Annotated in this window: 6 protein-coding genes; 2 read left to right on the top strand and 4 right to left on the bottom strand. The window is 64.3% G+C overall.

What is annotated here, in order from left to right; translation table 11 throughout:
• Positions 1-2: 2 nt before the first annotated feature.
• The 4 genes from cyoB to hmpA all read right to left on the bottom strand — a co-directional run bounded on the left by cyoB (position 3) and on the right by hmpA (position 5489).
• Positions 3-2021, bottom strand: coding sequence for a cytochrome o ubiquinol oxidase subunit I (gene cyoB, locus K3F44_RS24190; RefSeq protein ID WP_101316640.1), 2019 nt, complete (start codon positions 2019-2021; stop codon positions 3-5).
• A gap of 3 nt (positions 2022-2024) precedes the next feature.
• The gene (cyoA, locus tag K3F44_RS24185; protein ID WP_101316638.1) at positions 2025-2969 is read right to left on the bottom strand and encodes a ubiquinol oxidase subunit II; all 945 of its coding nucleotides are present in this window, start codon (positions 2967-2969) and stop codon (positions 2025-2027) included.
• A 559-nt stretch (positions 2970-3528) separates the two neighbouring features.
• Positions 3529-4035 (bottom strand): disulfide bond formation protein B, encoded by a 507-nt coding sequence (locus K3F44_RS24180; RefSeq protein ID WP_101316636.1) that lies wholly within the window; start codon positions 4033-4035, stop codon positions 3529-3531.
• Positions 4036-4316: 281 nt separating this feature from the next.
• The gene (hmpA, locus tag K3F44_RS24175) at positions 4317-5489 is read right to left on the bottom strand and encodes an NO-inducible flavohemoprotein (RefSeq protein WP_101316634.1); all 1173 of its coding nucleotides are present in this window, start codon (positions 5487-5489) and stop codon (positions 4317-4319) included.
• A gap of 150 nt (positions 5490-5639) precedes the next feature.
• Here hmpA and norR point away from each other — a divergent pair, with 150 nt between their 5' ends.
• Together norR and K3F44_RS24165 are read left to right on the top strand one after the other, a co-directional pair.
• Complete coding sequence (norR, locus tag K3F44_RS24170; RefSeq protein WP_220633110.1) at positions 5640-7190, top strand: nitric oxide reductase transcriptional regulator NorR; 1551 nt, start codon at positions 5640-5642, stop codon at positions 7188-7190.
• A 168-nt stretch (positions 7191-7358) separates the two neighbouring features.
• Positions 7359-19892, top strand: coding sequence for a BapA/Bap/LapF family large adhesin (locus K3F44_RS24165; RefSeq protein ID WP_220633109.1), 12534 nt, complete (start codon positions 7359-7361; stop codon positions 19890-19892).
• Positions 19893-19934: the final 42 nt, after the last annotated feature.

Genomic DNA, 19934 nt, shown 5'->3' with positions numbered 1-19934 from the left:
GATTACACCCGTTCAAACGATTCGACACGTGCGCCGGCAGGCAGAGCACCTGCTTTGGCCAACGCTTGCATGCGCTCGCCTTCGATGCGCGCCACTTCTTCAGCCGGCACCATGTAGCCCTGGTCGTCACGTGCAGCGTGGCGAACGAAGACTGCGATGGTTGCTACCAGGCTTGCGCCAACCAGCCACCAGATATGCCAGATGAAGGCAAAGCCGAAGACGGTCAACAACAGGCCCATGAACAGACCGGTAGAGGTGTTGCTTGGCATGTGGATCGCTTCGTACTTGGCCGGAACCTTGTACGCAACTTCGGCTTCCTTGGCTTCGTGCCAGGCGTCCAGACCAACTTTCTCAGGCATGTGAGCGAAGTTGTAGAACGGCGGCGGCGAAGAAGTCGACCACTCCAGCGTACGACCACCCCATGGATCGCCAGTGACGTCCAGGTTCTGGTTGCGATCGCGGATCGACACGAACAGCTGGATCAGCTGGCAAGCGATACCGAACAGGATCAGCACGGCGCCGACTACCGCTACCCACAGGTAGGGTTCCCACAGTGGGTTTTCGGTGTGGTTCAGACGACGGGTCATGCCCATGAAGCCCAGGGCGTACAGCGGCATGAACGCAACGTAGAAGCCCGAGATCCAGAACCAGAAGGCAGCTTTGCCCCACTTCTCGTTCAGGGTGAAACCAAAGGCTTTCGGGAACCAGAAGGCGAAGCCGGCAATGTAGCCGAATACCGCACCACCGATGATCACGTTGTGGAAGTGAGCGATAACGAACAGGCTGTTGTGCAGCACGAAGTCAGCACCTGGGACAGCCAGCAGAACGCCAGTCATGCCACCGATCGAGAAGGTGACCATGAAGCCCAGGGTCCACAGCATCGGCGCGGTGAAGCGCACGCGGCCTTGATACATGGTGAACAGCCAGTTGAACAACTTCACACCGGTCGGGATGGAGATCAACATCGTCGCCAGGCCGAAGAAGGTGTTGACGCTCGCGCCGGCACCCATGGTGAAGAAGTGGTGCAGCCAAACTGCAAAGCCGAGAATGGCGATCGCGCCCGATGCATAGATCATCGAGTGGTGGCCGAACAGGCGTTTGCCAGAGAACGTCGAGGTAACTTCCGAGAACACGCCGAAGGCCGGCAGAATCAGAATGTAAACCTCAGGGTGACCCCACGCCCAGAACAGGTTGACGTACATCATCGGGTTCCCACCAAGCTCGTTGGTGAAGATATGGAAGTCCAGATAACGGTCAACAGTCAGCAGAGCGAGTGCAGCGGTCAGGATCGGGAACGAAGCCACGATCAGCACGTTGGCCCAGGTGCAGGTCCAGGTGAAGATCGGCATGTCCATCAGCTTCATGCCAGGCGCGCGCATTTTCATCACGGTGACGAGGAAGTTGACGCCGGTCAGCGTTGTCCCCAGACCCGATAGCTGCAGTGCCCAGATGTAGTAGTCGACACCCACGCCCGGACTGTACTGAATACCCGCAAGCGGCGGATACGCAACCCAGCCAGTCTTGGCGAACTCACCAACACCCAGGGAGATGTTGACCAGCAGCACGCCTGCCAGCAGCAGGTAGAAGCTCAGGGAGTTGAGGAACGGGAAGGCCACGTCACGTGCACCGATCTGCAGCGGAACCGCAAGGTTCATCAGACCAGTGAAGAACGGCATCGCCATGAAGATGATCATGATCACACCGTGCGCGGTGAAGATCTGGTCATAGTGTTCAGGCGGCAGATAGCCGGTGTCGCCACCCGTGGCCACGGCCAACTGGGTACGCATCATGATGGCGTCGGCAAAGCCGCGGATCAGCATGATCATGGCGACGATGATGTACATCACGCCGATTTTCTTGTGGTCGACAGTCGTCAGCCACTCGGTCCACAAGTAGGTCCACTTGCGGAAGTAGGTGATCAGACCTACTACAGCGATACCACCCAGCGCGATCATGGCAAGTGTCACCATGACTATCGGCTCGTGATACGGGATCGCCTCCAGACTTAATTTACCGAACATCTCTTACTCCTCTGCCCCGGCAGCTGGTTGCTTACTCGACTCCACACCCTGGGTTGTGGCCAGGTCTTTGCTGCCTTGTTCTTCGTGGTTCGGCCGACCGCGGTTCATGCCTTCGTACTTGTCGACGATGGTCTGGAACTGGTCAGGCGAGGCCACGCTGTACAGCGTGACTGGGTGGTTTTCGCTTGGTTTGGCCAAGGCTTCGTATTCAGCCTTGCTCAGCGTTTTTGGCGACTGCTTGACTTCAGCAACCCACTTCTCGAAGTCGGCCTGGGAAGTGGCAGTAGCCTTGAACTTCATGCCGGTGAAACCAGCACCGCTGTAGTTGGCGCTGATACCGTCAAACACACCGTTCTCGTTGGCGATCAGGTGCAGTTTGGTGGTCATGCCCGCCATCGCGTAGATCTGGCCGCCCAGACCCGGGATGAAGAACGAGTTCATCACAGCATCCGAGGTCACACGGAAGTTCACCGGCGTGTTGGCCGGGAAGACCAGCGTGTTGACGGTGGCAATGCCCTGTTCCGGATAGATGAACAGCCATTTCCAGTCCAGCGCGACCACATCGACCTGCACCGGCTTCACGTCGGAATCCAGCGGACGATACGGATCCAGCTTGTGCGTGGACACGTAGGTCACGTAGCCCAGGGCAACGATGATGATGACCGGGATGATCCACACGGCCAGTTCGATCTTGGTCGAGTGCGACCAGTCTGGGGTGTAGGTGGCTGCCTTGTTGGAAGCACGATACTTCCAGGCAAATGCCAAAGTCATGATGATGACCGGCACAACCACCAGCAGCATCAGGCCGGTAGCGATCAGGATAAGGTTCTTTTGCTCAATGCCGACCTGACCCTTCGGGTCGAGCAGGGTCCAGTTGCACCCACTGAGTAAAAGCATGCCTAAAAAGGGCAATATGCCAAACAGTCTGGGGTAACGCTTTTTACTCATCTCACGACCTCTAGATCAGCTTGCTTCAATGCAATTTGTGTTTTGGTCACCAACACTTCGTCCTGCCAAGCGTCAGCAATTTTGGCTCGAATTCGCTCCTGCCTGGGGTCCTCAACGTGGACCTGGGCGGTTAGCGGGCTTAACGGTATTTATGGTGTAGGCAAACGGCCCGTACAGCTGTACCAAGTCCATTTGGTGCGGGTTAACGCGGAGGGGTGTCCGCCCGGTATCGCCGTTGGGCGAAACTTGACGAAGTCAGCAAAAAGGAGGCCGTGGCTTCCTTCAAATCCTGCGACTCGCAAGCAGTGCCGAACGGAAATTGGGGGCGATTGTAGATAGGTCGCCCACCCTTGACTATGACTTATTGAGCAACAGTCTTTTGCAGATTCGGTAACAATGGAATAGGGAAAATCAGGTTCGCGACAGTTTGTCGCACCCCATCCTACAGGCCTGAAACACTTATCCTGCAAGGCTTTGTCGTTGATCTGGATCAAGCGAATGGCGAGAAAAGGGGCTTCTCTCGCCGTGCAACAGACTTGCGCTCAAACGGTACTTTGGTCTAAGCCCGTTTGCGGTTGCGATAGATGCCTACCGGCACCAGAATCGCGGTCAGCACGAACGCCAGCAGCGCCCATTGTGCCAGCGACAGACCCAGCAGCGGAGGGTATGGCGTGCTGCAGAAACCCTCGACCTGGAACGCCAGTGGCCAGACCTTGGCCAGTGGCAAGTCATCGACGATCGGTTGCAGGGTATCGATACCGCAACTGACCGCAGGGTTGGCGAGTATATACACATGGCGCCCAGCCGCAACGATTCCGCCAATGGCACTGAGTACCACCAGCCCTTCGAACAGGGTCAGGCCCCGGCGGTTGGGCATTGCCGCGCCGATGAAGGCAAACAGCGCGATCAGCAGCAATGCATAGCGTTGCAGGATGCACAGCGGGCATGGCGCCTCGCCGAGGACAATCTGCATATACAGCGCACCGCCAATCAGCGCCAGGCAGATCAGGCCCAGCAGGGCCAGAAAGCGCCGTTCACGGTTCAGGCGCGAGAGTTGTTCGTTCATTGCCGATTCCTTCGAGGGAGAGTGACAGCACGCAGGCCAGCCGCTGGGCAGTTTACACGCTGGCCATGAGCGTGGATGCGTCGAGACAACGGCAAGCGCCACTCTCCGGAGACACTAGGACCGAGCCAAACCTCTTCAGTTCAACGACGGCCCTGTATATAGGCGGGCGAATGCCGGGCAGGCGCAGGCGCCTCGACACACGCAAGTGAAGGATAGCGGGATTAAAGCGAGATTAAGCTGCAGCCGGCCCGTGATCGCGCGAGCCGGCTGTTACAACGGGTTTACTCCAGCGCAGCCGCCGGCCCGAAGAACTCGTAACGGCTCTGCGCCTCGGGCACACCCAACCCTTTGAGCTGGCGTTTGACAGCCGCCATGAATGCCTTCGGCCCCAGGAAGTAAGCATCGACATCCCGCTCCTGCGGCAGCCAAGCGGCCAATTGCTGCTCGCTCAACAAGCCTACTGCGTCTGCGCCCTGCCCCGCTTCGGCGTAGCAGTAAAAGCGTTTGAGCTGCGGATGACGCTCAGCCAGCGCGTCTACCCAGTCGCGGAAGGCATGCACTGCGCCATTACGTGCGCAATGAATGAAATGCACCGGACGCTGCGTCGTCAGGGCGGCCTCGAGCATGGCCAGGGTCGGCGTGATGCCGACCCCACCGCTGATCAGTACCAACGGCTTGTCACTAGCCGCCAGGGTGAAGTCGCCTGACGGTGGGAACAGATTGAGCGTATCGCCCACCATCAGTTGCTCATGCAGATAGTTGGAGACCTTGCCGCCCGCCTCCCGCTTGACGCTGATGCGGTACTGCTGGCCATCGCTCAGTGCCGACAGCGAATAGTTGCGGCGCTGCTCGATGCCATCGATGAACAGCTGCAGGCCGATGTACTGACCAGGCTCGGCCTTGAGCACCGGCTGGCCGTCCTGCGCGGCAAAATAGAACGAGACGATCTCGCTGCTTTCCTGCTCGCGGCGTACCAAGCGAAACTCACGCGCGCCACGCCAGCCGCCAGTGGCCTGCTCCTTCTGCTGATACAGGCCTTCTTCAGCGCCGATGAGGATGTCGGCCAGCTGGCCGTAGGCACCGGCCCAGGCCTCGATCACCGCAGGTGTGGCGATGTCCTTGCCCAATACTTCCTCGATGGCGCGCAGCAAGCAGCGACCGACGATCGGGTAGTGCTCAGGCAGGATCTGCAAGGCGACATGCTTGTTGATGATCTGCCCGACTAAACCGCCCAGTTGCTCGAGCTGGTCGATATGGCGGGCATACATCAGTACGCCATTGGCCAGCGCCCGCGGTTGATCACCGCTGGCCTGGTGAGCCTGGTTGAACAGCGGACGTACCTCTGGGTATTCACTGAGCATCATTTTATAGAAATGGGTGGTCAGCGCTTCCCCGCCGCTTTCCAGCAACGGTACGGTGGCTTTGACGATTGCACGTTGGTCGGCATTGAGCATTGCAGCAACTCCTAAGGGGCTTCAAATGGATGCAGATGCTGTTACAGCAATCATGCCAACTATCCGCCCCAGCAAAACCGGGACATTCAATCAAGCAATGTCAAAATGACCAATCCCGGACTATAGTCATAAAGACCAAAAGGAGTCTTTATGACCGCAAAGCCACTGCTCACTGCCCTTCTTCCGCTGGTCAGCGACCTGTCCCGCGATCTGCCCGACCAGGAACGCTACCGGCGCTTGCTGCAAGCCATGCGCAGCCTGCTGCCTTGCGATGCGGCTGCGTTGCTCCGGTTGGATGGCGAATGGCTGGTGCCGCTGGCGGTCGACGGGCTTGCCCCGGATACCCTTGGCCGGCGCTTTCGGGTCAGCGAGCATCCGCGCTTCAAGATTCTGCTCAGCCACAGCGAACCGACCCGCTTCGCCAGTGACAGCGACCTGCCCGACCCGTACGACGGCCTGGTCAACGCCCCTGACGCCAACCTGGAGGTCCATGACTGCATGGGTTGCCCGTTGCTGGTCGACGAGCAGCCGTGGGGTCTGCTGACCCTCGATGCACTGACCCCGGGGCAGTTTCAGAGCCTGGAACTGGAAGCTTTGCAGGCCTTCGCCAGCCTCGCCGCCGCCACGGTCACCGTCGCCGAGCGGATTCAGCACCTGGCCCTGCGCGTCGAGGACGAGCACCAGCGAGCCGAGGTCTATCGCCAGGCCAGTGGCCAGGACAAGGAGCTGATCGGCCAGAGCAAGGCCCACACCCATCTGCTCGAAGAAATCCGCCTGGTCGGCAGCAGCGACCTGACCGTGTTGATCACCGGCGAAACCGGCGTTGGCAAGGAGCTGGTCGCCCAGGCCCTGCACCAGGCCAGCAGCCGCGCCAACAAGCCGCTGATCAGCCTCAACTGCGCAGCGCTGCCGGACACCCTGGTCGAGAGCGAGCTGTTCGGCCATGTCCGCGGCGCCTTCACCGGCGCCCATGGCGAGCGTCGCGGCAAGTTCGAACTGGCCAACGGCGGTACCTTGTTCCTGGATGAGGTCGGCGAGCTGTCGCTGACGGTCCAGGCCAAGCTGCTGCGAGTGCTGCAAAGCGGCCAATTGCAACGGCTCGGCTCGGACCGCGAGCACCATGTCGACGTGCGCCTGATCGCCGCGACCAACCGCGACCTCGCCGACGAAGTGCGCAACGGCCGTTACCGCGCCGACTTCTATCATCGCTTGAGTGTGTACCCCTTGCAGGTGCCGCCGCTGCGCGAGCGCGGCCGCGACGTGCTCCTGCTGGCCGGTTACTTCCTCGAACAAAACCGCTCGCGCCTGGGCTTGAACAGCCTGCGTCTGAGCAGCGAAGCCCAGGCCGCCTTGCTGGCGTACGACTGGCCAGGGAACGTGCGCGAGCTGGAACACCTCATTGGCCGTTCAGCGCTCAAGGCGCTTGGCCAGCAAGCACAGCGCCCGCGCATTCTCACCCTGCAGGCCGCTGACCTCGACCTGCGCAGCGTAGCGCCCATGCCAGCCGCGGCGCTGCCGCTGCCCGCCGATGCGATTCAGACGACGAACGGCGACCTGCGTACGGCCGTCGATAGTTATCAACGCCAGCTGATCGAGGCCTGCCTGCAAAAGCACCAGAACAACTGGGCGAGCGCGGCTCGCGAGCTCGGTCTGGACCGGGCAAACCTCAGCCGTTTATGTCGTCGGCTAGGCCTCAAATGAGGGCGACTGTACAAAAGGATTAACCCAGAAAGCCTCTGGTTGGCTCCCGCACGGCTGCTATATCTCCCTTACTAACGGTGAACAAGGACCGCTCTGGGCGGCTGCTGCGCACGTCTGCGCCGGCCCTCTGGTCTATGTTCACCGCCGGTCCATCAGCAGGGAGCACCTATGGACAACATCGTCGTTGCCGACAAGCAAACCGCCGCCGTTACCCAGAACGCCTGGGGCAATCTGAGCCTGAAAGGGCCGGGCCTGGTGCAGATGCCAGTGCCGCCCGGCGAAGTGGCCACCGTCACTCGCAGCGGCCAGGACCTGATCGTCACGCTCAAGTCGGGCGAAAAAGTCACCATCGGCAACTTCTTTGTAGTCGACGCGGCGGGCGAGCAGAGCGACATGGTCTTCGTCGGCGAAGACGGCACGCTCTGGCACGCCCAGTACAACGCAGAGGCCTTTACCGGTTTCACCTTCGAGGACATCGCCTCGCTGGATGAGCTGATGGCCGGGGTCGGCGTTGCCGGCAGCGGGACCAACACCTTTGCCATCGCCGCCCTGGGCTTGCTGGGCGCCGGTGGTGCTGCGGCGGCAATCGGCGGTGGTGGTGGCGGCGGTGGCGGTGGCAGCAGCGGTGGCAGCTCACCGAACCCAGGCGACACCACCGCACCCGCCAGCCCGATCGATCTATTGGTCTCGCCTGATGGCCTGCGCCTGAGCGGCCGGGGCGAAGCCGGCACCACGGTCAACATCCGTGACGCGGCCGGCAACCTGATCGGCACCGGCACAGTCGGTGCCGACGGCCGTTTCGATGTCACCCTGAGCCCGCCACAAACCAACGGCCAGGCGCTCGAGGTGACCCTTACCGATGCTGCCGGCAACACCTCAGCGCCTGGCAACACCACGGCCCCGGACATCGATACGCCGCCGGTCGACACCACAGCGCCAAATGCGCCAACCGATCTGGTCATCGCCGGCACCGGCAAACAACTGAGCGGTCGCGGCGAAGTGGGCACCACCGTGCAGGTGCGCGATGCTGACGGCAACCTGCTGGGCAGCGGTACCGTCGGCGCCGACGGCACCTTCCAGATCACCCTCGACCCTGCCGTGCTCGACGGCAGCACGTTGCAGGTCACCCTCACCGATGCGGCCGGCAATGTCTCCGCCGCCGGCAGCGTGGTGTCGCGCGACCTGCTTGCACCTGCGCAGCCCACCGACCTGCAGTTGAGCAACGGTGTCACCCTGACCGGTAAAGGCGAGCCAGGCACCACGGTGCAGGTCCGCGACGCCTCAGGCGCCCTGATCGGCAGCAGCGTTGTAGCTGCCGACGGCAGTTTCAGCCTGACGTTGAATCCGCCCCAGGCCAACGGTGAAGCGCTGGACGTGCGCCTGGTCGACGCCGCCCAGAACACCTCGGCGCCACTCCAGTTCAATGCCCCCGACACCACCGCCCCAGCCGCTGTCAGCGGCCTGGTTGTCGGTCCGGATCGGCAAGTATTGGGCGGCCGCGGTGAGCCCGGTGCCACGGTCGAAGTGCGCGACAGCAATGGCCTGCTGCTCGGCAGCGGCAAAATAGCTGCCAACGGTACCTTCCTGATCGAGCTCAACGGCGCCGTGCAGCCAGGCGAGCGCCTGAACGTGGTGCAGACCGACGCCAGCGGCAATGCGTCAGCGCCGCTGCAGTTCGATGTGCCCCTTACCACTACCCCAGTCAGCCCGAGTGACCTGAGCATCGCCGCCAATGGCAGCTCGCTCAGCGGCACCGCCCCGCCTGGCAGCCGCATTCAGGTGCGTGACGCCAATGGCAATGTAATCGGCAGCGTGGTCGTCGGCGCCGAAGGCACCTTTATCGTGGTGCTCAATCCTGCTCAGGCCAACGGTCAGTTACTCGACGTAGTTGCTCTTGATGGCAACGGCGGCGTGTCCCTGCCAGTGCAGATCAGCGCACCGGATATCACCGCGCCCGCTGCCCCCAGCCAGCTGGTGGTCAGCGCTGACGGTAGCCAGCTCAGCGGTCGCGCCGAACCTGGCAGTACGGTGCGGGTAGTGGGCGCCAATGGCGTTGAACTCGGCACAGCTGTGGTCGGCCCAACCGGCGTGTTCACCATCGCCCTGAATCCGGCCCAGGTCGACGGCGAAGCACTGCAGGTTACCGCCACCGATGCCAAGGGCAATCTCTCCGCGCCCGGCAGTGTCAGCGCACCCGACCTGGACAGCCCCGACACCACCGCACCAAACCCGGCCAGCGGGCTGGCCATCAGCGGAGACGGGCGTACGGTCTCGGGTCGCGGCGAGCCTGGCAGCACGGTCAAGGTGCTTGACGCTCAAGGCAATCTGCTCGCGATCGGCACCGTCCTGGCCGATGGCAGCTTCAACCTGCAATTGCCTGCTGCAGTTACCAATGGCTCAAGCCTGCAAGTTACCCTGACCGACGCCGCTGGCAATGCCTCGGCCCCAGCTACGCTGCTCAGCCCTGACCTGCAGGCCCCCGCCCAGCCTACAAACATCAGCCTCAGCGCTGGCGAGACCCTCAGCGGCAGCGCCGAACCAGGCGCCCGGGTGGAGGTGCGCGACGCCAATGGCGACTTGCTCGGCAGCGCCATCGTAGCTGCCAACGGCACCTTCACCCTGACCCTCAACCCACCTCAGGCCAATGGTGAAGTGCTCGATATCCGCGTCATCGACCTGGCCGGCAACGCATCGACGCCGCTGGCCTACGACGCCCCGGACATCACTGCGCCAACGATCATCAGCGGCGTGACCGTGGGCAATGGCGGTCTGACCATTGCCGGTCGTGGTGAAGCAGGTGCCATCGTCGAGGTGCGGGATGCCAATGGCGCCCTGCTCGGCACTGGCACAGTCGGCGCCAACGGCACCTTCCTGTTCGATCTGGATACCCCCGCCGCTGCGGGCCAGGCGATCAGCCTGGTGCAGAAGGATGCCGCCGGCAACACCTCGCCGGAACTCGACCTGACCGTACCCACTACACCCATCCCGGCGACCCCGAGCAATCTCAGCCTGGCCGCGGACGGCAGCTCGATCAGCGGCAGTGCTACCCCGGGTACGCGGATCGACGTTCGTGATGCCCAAGGCAATGTCCTGGCCAGCACGGTGGTTGGCGCCGGCGGTACCTTCACCCTGCCGCTGAGCCCGGCGCAAGCCAACGGCGAATTGCTCGACGTGGTTGCGGTGGATGGCGCCAGCAGTTCGCTGCCAGCGCAGATCACTGCCCCGGATATCACCCCCCCAGGCGAAGCCAGCGACCTGCAGATCAGCGCCAACGGCGTGACTCTGACCGGCCGCGGCGAAGCCGGCGCCACAGTAGAAGTGCGCAACGCTCAGGGCAATCTGCTGGGCACGGCGCTGGTAGGCGCCAATGGCGTATTCACCGTCACCCTCGTCCCCGCCCAGACCGATGGCCAGGTGCTCGACGTCGAGCTGCGCGATGCGGCGGGCAACGAGTCCAGCGCCAGCGCAACTGCACCGGACCTCGACGGCCCGTTGCAACCGGCGCAGATGGCACTGGATATCGCCGGCACCCAACTGACCGGTGTCGGTCAGGCCGGCTCGCTGGTCACCGTGCGGGCTGCCGACGGTACCGTGCTGGGCAGTAGCACCGTAGGCGCCGACGGCAACTTCAGCGTGACCCTCAACCAGCCCCAGCGCAACGGCGAGAAACTGACCGTCGAAGCCACCGACAGCCGCGGCAACAGTGCCGGTCCGGTCGACTTCACTGCGCCCGACACTCAGGCACCGGAGCCGATCAGCAATGAGGCGATCAATGGCACCGGTAGCCAGATCACAGGCCTTGGCGAACCCGGCGCTACCGTAACCGTACGCGCCGCTGACGGTACAGTGCTCGGCAGCGCGGTAGTGCAAGCCAACGGCGGCTTCACGATTCCCCTCAGCCCAGCCCAGAACAACGGCCAGGCACTGACCGTCGAGCAGCGCGATCCGGCGGGCAATATCTCCACCACAGTGCCCGTCACCGCCCCTGACGGCCAGGCCCCCGATGCGCCCACCGGCCTGGTATTGGCGGCGGACGGCAGTGTGCTCAGTGGACGCGGTGAGCCAGGCAGCGTCGTCACCGTGACCGGCACTGGCGGCGTCATCCTTGGCAGCGCAACCGTGCAGGGCGATGGCAGCTTCCAGGTCGCCCTCAACCCCGTCCAGCTCAACGGCCAGACCCTGACCGCCACGCAAAAGGACCAGGCTGGCAACATCTCCGAGCCGGACACCCTGACCGCGCCAGACCTGCAAGCTCCTGAAGCTGCTCAAGGGGTGCAACTCAATGCGGGCGGCAACCTGATCAGCGGTCAGGCCGAACCCGGCACGACGGTTCAGGTGCGCGACCCGAACGGGGACCTCATCGGCAGTGTGGTGGTGCCTGACAACGGCAGCTTCAGCCTCCCGCTCAACCCCGTGCCGGTCGCGGGCGAGCAGTTGTCGGTAACCGTCACCGACCTGCAAGGGCAGACCTCCCCGAGCGTGCCGATCAACGCCATCGATACTACTGCCCCGACCCTGCCAACCGGCGTGCAGGTCAACGCCGATGGCACCCAGGTCAGTGGCAGGGGCGAAGCGGGCAGCACGGTCGAAGTGCGTGACGCTGCCGGCACTGTGCTCGGCAGCACCACCGTGCCGCCAAGCGGCGATTTCAGCGTCATTCTCGACCCAGCACAGAAAGACGGCCAGGGCTTGAGCGTGGTCGCCACCGATGGCCGCAATGAATCCGATGTGGTGCCAGTCACCGCGCCCGACCTGACCCCGCCAGCCCTGCCCAACGGCGTCAGCGTGGCCAATGACGGCACGGTCACCGGCTCTGCTCCCGGTGCCACCGAGGTGATCATTCGCGATGCCAACGGCATCGAGTTGATCAGAGGGGATGTCGAGGCAGACGGTAGCTTCAGCGTGCAACTGCCAGGCAGCCAGAACAACGGTCAACCGCTGCTGCTGGAGGCTGTCGATGCGGCCACCAACACCAGCCCGGTGCTGCCGATCACCGCCCCTGACACCACCGTACCCGCAGAAGCGACCGATATCAGCGTCAGCCCTGATGGCACCAGCGTCGGCGGCAACGCCGAGCCCGGCAGCACGGTGATCGTGCGTGACGCCGACGGCAATGACATAGGTAGCGTGGTGGCAGGTCCGGACGGCAGCTTCGTGGTGCCGATCAACCCGCCGCTGGCCAGCGGCGACAGCGCCACTGTTGTGGTCAAGGACCCGGGCGGCGAAGCCAGCACACCGCTGGCCGGCCCGGATGGCAGCGAAGTCGCAACACCGACCGACCTCGACCTCAGCGCCGACGGCTTCGTCCTGACCGGCATGGGCACAGTCGGTGCACTGATCACTGTGACCTCCGCCGGCGCCACCCTGGGCACTGCGACGGTGGGCAGCGATGGTATCTTCCGGGTGTTCTTCAGCAACGCTCAACTCAACGCCCAGACCCTGCAGGTCAACGCGCGCTTTGGCGCAGGCAAACCTTCGGTACCGGCTATCGTCACGGCTGAGGACACCACGGCGCCTGATGCGCCAACACAACTGGCGATTGACCGCAGCGGCAGCCTGCTGACGGGTCGCGGCGAGGTCGGCGCGACCGTTTCGGTAGTGGATGCCAATGGCACCCTGCTCGGTTCGGCGACGGTCGGCAGTACCGGCCTGTTCAGCATCAGCCTCACTCCGCCACAAGCCAATGCGCAGTTGTTGACCGTCACCCAGAGCGACGCCAGCAACAACGTTTCGCTGGCAGCGACGACCACTGCGCCAGACCTGCAGGCGCCCCTGGCGGCCAGCGGCGTCAGCCTCAATAGCGCAGCTACCGTGGTCAGCGGCCAGGGCGAAGTCGGGGCCAACGTCACCGTGCGCGACGCCAGTGGCGCGGTGCTGGCTAGCGGTACCGTCAACCCGTCCGGCCAGTTCCAGATCACCCTGCCGGCAGCGCAAACCAGCGGCGCGCCCCTGCAGGTCACCCTGAGCGATGCGGCTGGCAATGTTTCTGCTCCCGCCAGCCTGGCCACACCCGATCGCACGCCACCTGCGGCGGTCACCCAAACCGTGCTCAGCGCCGACGGCCGTCAGCTTTCCGGTCTGGGCGAAGCCGGTGCCAGTGTCGAGGTGCGCAACAGTGCCGGCACCTTGCTTGGCACAGCCACAGTGGGTGCCGACGGGCGCTTCAGCGTGACGTTCGACAGCCCACAGGCCAGCGGCCAGCCGATCGGCGTGACCCAGCAGGACGCCGCGGGCAATACCTCACCCGCGACCTCGGTCAACACGCCTGACCTGACCCCACCGGCACCGCTGACCAACCTGATGCTCAACAACAATGGCCTGACCTTGACCGGCCTGGGCGAGCCCGGCGCCAGCGTCACGGTGCGCGGCCCGGACGGCACCATCATTGGCAGCGGCAACGTCGCCGCCAACGGCAGCTTTACCCTGACTCTGGATAACGCACAACTCAACGCCCAGCGCCTGAGCGTGACCCAGAGCGACGCCAGCAACAACATCTCAGCGCCTGTGGCCGTGACAGCTCCGGACCTGACCCCTCCCGCAGAGCCTGCCAATCTGCTGTTGGCCAGTAACGGCGTGCAACTGAGCGGCACCGCCGAGGCGGGCAGTACGGTCACTGTCCGCGACAGTGCCGGCAATGTTCTCGGTAGCGTGGTCGCGGCCAGCAATGGCACCTTCCAGGTCACCCTCAACAGCGTCCAGGCCAACGGTCAAACCCTGCAAGTGACCGCCACCGACGCCGCCGGCAACGTGTCCCAACCCGGTAACTTCACCGCACCTGACACTACCCCGCCCGCCGCCGTCGCCAACCTCGCCGTGGCCGCCAATGGCGCCAGCCTGGCCGGCACCGGCGAAGCTGGCGCAACGGTGGCAGTGCGGGCAGCCGATGGCACCTTGCTGGGGACCGGTACAGTGGCTGCGGACGGCCGTTTCACGGTCAATCTGAGCCCGGCGGCAATCGTCGGCAGCAATCTCAGCGTGGTCCAGAGCGACGCCAGCGGCAACGCCTCGCCCGCCGAAACCGTCACTGCCCCAGGCAGCCTGGCGCCGGATATCCCCGGTAATCTGCTGCTGGCCGCAGATGGCCTCAGCGTGACCGGCAGCGGCACTCCCGGCAGCACGGTCACGGTGTACGGCCCAGGCGGCGTAGTGCTTGGCACTGCGGTGGTAGCGGCAGGCGGCACCTTCACGGTGGCGCTCAACAGCGTCCAGGCCAACGGTGAAACCCTGCAGGTCGGCGCAGTCGGCACCGACGGCAGCGCTTCGCTGCCGGCCACCCTGCAGGCGCCGGATACCACTGCGCCGCAGCCGCTCAGCGAACTGCAACTGGCCAGTGATGGGCTGACCTTAACCGGCCGTGGCGAGCCCGGCGCCCGGGTCAGCATCAGCGGCCCTGGAGGCGTCGATCTGGGCGAAGGGGTGGTCGGCGCCGACGGCCGGTTCAGCCTGCAACTGACTGCTCCGCAGCGCAATGGCGAGGCGCTCAACGCCAGCCAGACCGATGCCGCCGGCAACGAATCCAACAGCGTCAGCCTGACCGCACCCGATCTGCTCGCCCCGAACGCACCGGGCAACCTCGCCGTCACCGGCGGCGGCACCCTGCTCGACGGCACCGGCGAAGCTGGCAGCAAAGTCACTGTGCTGGCCGCTGACGGCAGCGTCATCGGCAGCGGCATCGTGCGTGATGACGGCAGTTTCCAGGTCTCGCTCAATCCGATCCAGGCCAACGGCCAAAGCCTGCAGGTCGTGCTCACTGACAACGCCGGCAACCAATCGCCGGCGGCCAGCACCACCGCGGCCGATATCACCGCACCGGATGCGCTGACGGCGCTGGCGATTGCCAGCGACGGCGCGACCCTGACTGGTCGCGGCGAGGCCGGGGCCACGGTCAAGGTCAGCGGCCCGGATGGCGCGCCGCTGGGCGAAGCACTGGTCGATGCCAACGGCTTCTTTACCCTCACCCTCAACCCTGCCCTGGGCAATGCCGAACGGCTCAGCCTGACCCAGACCGACCTGGCCGGCAACGTCTCTGCGCCAGCAACTCTCGATACGCCTGACTTCACCCCGCCGGCGCAGCTCACTGCGGTGACTATCAGTACCGACGGCAGCATGATCGCCGGCCGCGGTGAAGCCGGCGCAACCGTCACCGTGACCGATGCCAACGGCACGTTGCTGGGCACTACCAAAGTGCTTGCCGACGGCAGCTTCGAGGTCATGCTCACGCCCGCGCAGATCAACCAGCAAGTGCTCGCGGTGCAACAGGCCGACCCGCCCGGCAACATCAGCCAGCCGGTCAACGTCGAGGCACCTGACCTGACCCCACCTGAGGCACCTGCGCAACTGCAACTGAATGCCGATGGCAGCCAACTCAGCGGCGTCGGCGAGCCAGGCAGTACCGCCAGGGTCTACCTTGGCAGCAGCCAGATCGGCACCGTGCAGGTTGGCGCCGATGGCAGGTTCGTGGTGGCATTGAACCCGCCGCAGAACAACGGCCAGCAACTGCAGGTGACCCTTGAGGATGCCAAAGGCAACCTGTCGCCAAGCACCCCGGCGACCGCGCCGGATACCACTCCACCGCCTGCCGTCGACGCCACCATCAACGCCAGCGGCACCCAGCTCAAAGGCTCCGGTGAAGCCGGCGCACGGCTGACCGTACTCAACGACAAGGGCGACCTGGTCGGTCAGGGCAGCATCGCCGCCGATGGCACCTTCGTCCTCAACCTGTCACCGGCGCAACTTGACGGCCAGGTGCTGAGCATCGTTGCCCAGGATGCTACCGGCAATCCGTCGCCGGCCTTTGCCGTCACGGCACCTGACCTGACCCCGCCAGCGCAACCTACTGGCCTCTCCGTCAACCCTGAGGGCACACTGCTCATCGGCACTGGCGAGCCCGGCAGCTTCATCACCGTACGTGCCCCGGACAACACCGTGGTCGGTTCCATCCAGGTCCCCCCAGGCGGTAACTTCAGCGTGCCCCTCGACCCGCCACAAAACAACGGCCAGATACTCGACGTGGTTGCTACTGACGCCGCCGGCAACGCCGCGCTGGCGGTGACTGTCACGGCTGAAGACACCAGCCCACCGGCACCGGTCAGCAACCTGGTGATCGATGCGACCTACAGCGTACTCAGCGGCCGCGGCGAAGCCGGCGCCAGTGTGATCGTCAGCCAGAACGGCGTGCAGATCGGCGAGGGCACCGTACTCGCCAACGGCACGTTCCAGATCGAGCTCGATACCCTGGCCCTGCCAGGTATAGAACTCAGCGTGGTGCAGACCGATGCCGCGCAGAACCCTTCGCTGCCGGCCGACTACACCCCGCCGCTGGTACCGCTGACCGCCGCGCCGCTCAATGTCGCGCTGATTGCCAATGGCGAAATCCTGACAGGTACCTCGATCCTCGGCGCCAGCATCACCGTCTACAACGCGGCCGGTCAGGTCATCGGCGAGGCCTTGGTCGTTCAAGCCAACGGTAGTTTCAGCGTTACGCTGAACCCACCGCAACGCAACGGCGAGGTGCTCTCGGTAACCGCCGACGCAGCCGGCGCCGGCGAATCGGCCCCGGTCATTGTCCAGGCCGGTGATACCACTCCACCTGCGATACCGGTAGTCAGCGCACTGTCCAGCAACGGTCTGGTCCTGACCGGCACCGGTGAGGCGGGAGCCACCGTGTTCGTACGTGATACCCAGGGCAATCTGCTCGGCAGTGGCCAGGTCAACGCTGGCGGCGCCTTCAGCATCAATCTCAATGCGCCACAGCTCAACGGTCAGATCCTTGAGGTCAGCCAGCGCGACGCTGCCCTCAACCTGTCCGACAACGTGGGCTTCATCGCCCCTGACGTGCAGGCGCCCAACCCGCCAGGCAACTTGCTGGTCAATGGCTTGGGCACCCAGCTCAGTGGCACGGGCGAAATCGGTGCCACCGTTAGCGTGTTCTCGGCTACAGGCACACCGCTGGGCACCGCCGTGGTCGGCCCCAACGGGCAATTTACCGTCAACCTCACCGCTACCCAGAACGACGGCCAGGTGCTGACCGTGCGCCAGGCCGACGCCGCTGGCAATATCTCCGGCACCACCACCATCGGCGCGCCGGACACTACGCCACCGCCCGCCCCCACCGCCACCATCAATGCTGCTGGCACCTTGGTCAGCGGCGCCGGCATCGCCGGCAACAAGATCACCGTGCTCGGCGCCGGCGGCGTAGTGCTGGGCAGCGCCATCGTCGGCGCCAACGGCCTGTTCGTGGTCAGCTTGCTGGCGGCGCAGGTCGACAACCAGGCCTTGACGGTCAACCAGAGCGATGCCGCGGGCAATACCTCCGGGGTGGCCCTGACTGCCCCGGACATCACCCCACCCGCCATCGCCAGCAATCTGGTGATCAATGCCGACGGCAGCGTCATCACCGGGCGCGGCGAGCCTGGCGCGACGGTGACGGTGCGCGGTCCCAGCGGGGTCGTTTCGCAGCCTGCCACGGTCAATCCGGACGGCACCTTCACGGTCACCCTGAGCCCTGCCCAGGATAACGGCCAAGCCCTTTCGATCACCCTTACCGACCCGCGCAACAACGTCTCCGCCGGGGTTGCGCTGATCGCACCGGACGTCGACGCCAACGCGCCAGTCTCGGCCAGCGACAACCTGGCGGTAGCCACGGTAAACCTGGCCCCGGTCGTCACCACCAAGACATTCGCCGACAGCTTCCTGACGGTGGTGTCCGGCTTCTCGAAAACCTTCACCTGGACGGTCGCCGCCGGCACTACTGCCGATCCGACCCTGACCCTCAGCACCAGCAGCGCCCTGGCCTTGCTCGACGGCGCGACCTACACCCTGCAGGTCAAGAATGCTGCTGGCGCCTGGGTCACCCTCGCCACCGGCAGCAGCCAGGGGCTGCTCGACCTGATCCTGCTGCCGCTGGGCCAGGGTCTGCAGGTCAATATCGGCGAACTGCTGGCGGGTGACTACCGGCTAACGGTCAGCAGTACCGGTATCGGTCTGCTGACCACAGTCACCACCAGTCTGGACGTGCAGTCCACCAGCCTGACCCAGTTCACCGGCACCGGCACGCCGACCACCGGCAACGTCCTCAGCGACCCTGGCACCGACGGCAGCGTCGACCAGACCGGCCCGGACAACGGCGCGGTGGTGCAGGTACTGAAAAACGGCAGCTACGTCTCCGCCGGCGCCGCCACCGAAGTGCAGGGTCTGTACGGCACCTTGCTGATCCGCGCCGATGGCAGCTACAGCTATACCCCCAACGGCAGCCCGTCGAGTGTGGGCAAGGTCGATGTGTTCAGCTATCAGCTGCTGCATGCCAACGGCCTCAAAGACACCGCCAATCTCTACGTGCGCATCGACAGCCCACAAGCCACCGAGATCTGGAACGACAACAACTACAGCGCGCCAGCCACCGTGGTCGACGCGGTCAACGACCTCGACAGCACCGGTATCAGCCTGGTCAACCGTGAAACCAGCGGCAGCGCCAACCTGGCCAACCTGAGCTTGCCGCTGATTGGCAACCGCTCGGTAACGTCGGCAACCAATACGGTTGCGGTCGACACCACTGCCGATCTGCAGGTAGTGCTCAACTCGAGCAATCTGCTCGGGCTGCTCAACGGCACCAAGATCGAGCTGCTCAAGCTCAATCCGGCAACAGGTCTGTATGTAGTTGAGCAAACCGTTACTGGCGGCTCACTGGTCAGCCTGCTCGGCGGCGGCGCGGCGTACACCTTCCAGGACAAGGGGCCAGGTTCGTATCAAATTCGCGTCAGCGCCGGCGGCATTGGCCTGGCCGCTTCGATTGCCACCACTATCAACACCACCACGACCTACACCAAGGAATTCGTAGTCAGTGGCTACACCCCGGTCAGCGGCAACCTGCTCAACGACACCACCGGTACCGGCAGCGATACCCTCGGCTCCAGCCTGACCGTGCTCAGCGTGCTGGTGGCGGCCAACACCTATGCCATCCCCGGCTACAACGGCATCAGTGTCACCGGCACCTACGGCACGCTGCTGGTGCAGGCAGATGGCAGCTACAGCTATACCCTCAAGCCCGGCCTGAGCGCTGCCGTGATTGGCCAGCAGGACACCTTCACCTACGAACTGACCCACCCCAACGGCACCACCGACACCGCCACCCTGACCATTGGCCTGAACAACGCAGCAGCCTTCACCGCTACCTCGGCGCTGCTGGCCGGCGGCGACGATGACGCCGGCGCGCTGTTCAGTGTGGCCGCCGCCACTGCGGTCGAAGGGCTGCACGGCGGCGATGGCAACGACCACCTCGACGGCAGTCAGGGTGGGGCAATCAGCCTGACCGGCGGCGCCGGTGACGACACACTGGTGATCGTCGATCAGCAGTTCACCAACGTCGACGGCGGCAGCGGTACCGACACCCTGTTGTGGGCCGGCGGCGATGCCAGTATCGACCTCGGCAGCCTGGTTGGGCGCCTGCACGACATCGAGGTGATCGACCTCAATGACAGCAGTTCGGTGACCTTGAGCCTGAGCCTGGCCGACGTGGTGGCGGTGACCGAAAGCGCCAACGACACTCTGCTGATCAAGGGTGACAGCAACGATACCGTGCAGCTCAGCGACAACTGGACCCTGACCGGCCAGCAGAATGCCGACGGTATCGACTATACCCAGTACACCGCTCAGGAGGATCCAAGCCACCACTTGTGGGTACAGAACGGCATCCACGTTGTTTGAAGCTGATGAATCCCGCCGGGCAACCGGCGGCAAGGACGACCA

Origin of the sequence: Pseudomonas sp. S07E 245 (genome assembly GCF_019599025.1) — a bacterium.
Taxonomy (GTDB): Bacteria; Pseudomonadota; Gammaproteobacteria; order Pseudomonadales; family Pseudomonadaceae; genus Aquipseudomonas; species Aquipseudomonas shirazensis.
The sequence above is the reverse complement of the archived record's forward strand: the minus strand, read 5'-3'. Positions and strand labels throughout refer to the sequence as shown.

Bases quoted from the DNA above. Each gene is read 5' to 3' on its own strand.
- cyoB (WP_101316640.1), bottom strand. From the start codon at position 2,021: ATGTTCGGTAAATTAAGTCTGGAGGCGATCCCGTATCACGAGCCGATA.
- cyoA (WP_101316638.1), bottom strand. From the start codon at position 2,969: ATGAGTAAAAAGCGTTACCCCAGACTGTTTGGCATATTGCCCTTTTTA.
- K3F44_RS24180 (WP_101316636.1), bottom strand. From the start codon at position 4,035: ATGAACGAACAACTCTCGCGCCTGAACCGTGAACGGCGCTTTCTGGCC.
- hmpA (WP_101316634.1), bottom strand. From the start codon at position 5,489: ATGCTCAATGCCGACCAACGTGCAATCGTCAAAGCCACCGTACCGTTG.
- norR (WP_220633110.1), top strand. From the start codon at position 5,640: ATGACCGCAAAGCCACTGCTCACTGCCCTTCTTCCGCTGGTCAGCGAC.
- K3F44_RS24165 (WP_220633109.1), top strand. From the start codon at position 7,359: ATGGACAACATCGTCGTTGCCGACAAGCAAACCGCCGCCGTTACCCAG.